Genomic DNA, 1,401 nt, shown 5'->3' with positions numbered 1-1,401 from the left:
GCTGAAGCCTTGAACTCCAAATGCGCATCAATGGCCGCCACCAGACAGAGGCCGCCTGAGCTAGAATGAGTAACTTGTTAGTGAACCTTCACTAATCGACCTGACTCGCTATTTTTTGAGGCCATAAAGTAGCCATGACTCATAAGCAGCAGCAACGAGAACAGCACAATTTGGTGTTCACTGCGGGTTCACGGGAGCACGTGCTATCGAATGATCCAGCGATAAAATATATCGTTTCCTGGCGCATTGATGAAAGCATAAAGCGCCTTGTCTCTGCCGCAAATGGTAGGCTCACAAAGGATAGCAGCATTCTTGTCCTTTGTGCGGGGGAAGGTTTGGAAGGCAGCATCTTGTGTGATCTTGGATTCTTGGATGTGACGGTCTCTGACCTGGCGGAGGAAGGGGTTCGGGCTGCGTTGCAACGCGATGTGAGACTTAAGGGTTTAGTCCTGGATGCGGAGCAAACCGGTCTAGCGAAAGATAGCTTTGATATCGTGTTTGTCCAGGATGGGCTCCACCATTTACAATCACCAGTGCAAGGGCTAACCGAGATGCTTCGGATCGGAAGAAGCGGCATTGTATTCTTGGAAGGGCATGACACTCTTATTTGTCGCTTATCAGGGACTACCTGGGAGAGAAATGGAACAGCGGTAAATTATGTATTTCGCTGGAAAGAAAGATTCCTTGAGCAAGTCGCATCAAGCTTTCTTGGACCAGACAACTTCGAGTGCCATGTGTTTACTTTTTGGCATCACAATCTCGTTTATGCAAGATTTCTTGCGATTTTGGGGAGTAACATGGGGCTTCTCTGCGTGAAAGCCGTTAAACTTATTCTAGACTCACTGTTAGGGCGATTTGGTAATCAGTTTTGCGGAATAGTGCTAAAACGGCGAGCAGCGGCCGGCGACCCTCGGACCTAATGGCTGTGATATTTTAGTGGTGTTGAGGCAAGGGGGTTCTAAAAGCACATCCGTCTGTCCTCGCACGGGTACGGCTGTGACGAGGATGGGGGCGGATTCTAAGGTCCGTGTCAATCGCCAACGGCTAGTCGTTGAGGCGCCAATGCGATGATCTCAGCGGGGGAGATCGGAGAAGAAATCGCCGCTCTAACCAGAATGGCGCAAAGATAAGCCGAGAGCATCTTTAAATCAGCGAGTTAGCATCGCGGTTCATGCCCAAAAATCGGCGTGTTCAGCGCTGTTTCTTGGGGTGGCCGTTCTGGCGGACCTCCTCCTGCGCGAGGCGCCGGGGCTTGGTCAACAGCGGATAGTTCTTGAGCCGACGCTTCAACGCCCGCGGTTCAATCCGCCCCCGCCGCAAGCCGACCCGGGGTTCGGCGATCAACACCAAGAGGGCGCGGATCACCACCGCGTCGCGGGTCCCGCCGCCCCGCTGTTGCCA

General features: G+C 52.7%; 1 protein-coding gene and 1 pseudogene. One reads left to right on the top strand and one right to left on the bottom strand.

From position 1 onward, the window contains the following. Positions 1–134: 134 nt before the first annotated feature. On the top strand, positions 135–920 hold the full coding sequence (locus A39O_RS38180; RefSeq protein ID WP_083924608.1) for a class I SAM-dependent methyltransferase: 786 nt from the start codon (positions 135–137) through the stop codon (positions 918–920). Positions 921–1,191: 271 nt separating this feature from the next. On the opposite strand, the pseudogene A39O_RS32890 reads toward A39O_RS38180, so the two are convergent. Further along, positions 1,192–1,401, bottom strand: a pseudogene (locus A39O_RS32890) (IS4 family transposase); the annotation flags it as partial.

Origin of the sequence: Lamprocystis purpurea DSM 4197 (genome assembly GCF_000379525.1) — a bacterium.
Classification (GTDB): domain Bacteria; phylum Pseudomonadota; class Gammaproteobacteria; order Chromatiales; family Chromatiaceae; genus Thiodictyon; species Thiodictyon purpureum.
The sequence above is the reverse complement of the archived record's forward strand: the minus strand, read 5'-3'. Positions and strand labels throughout refer to the sequence as shown.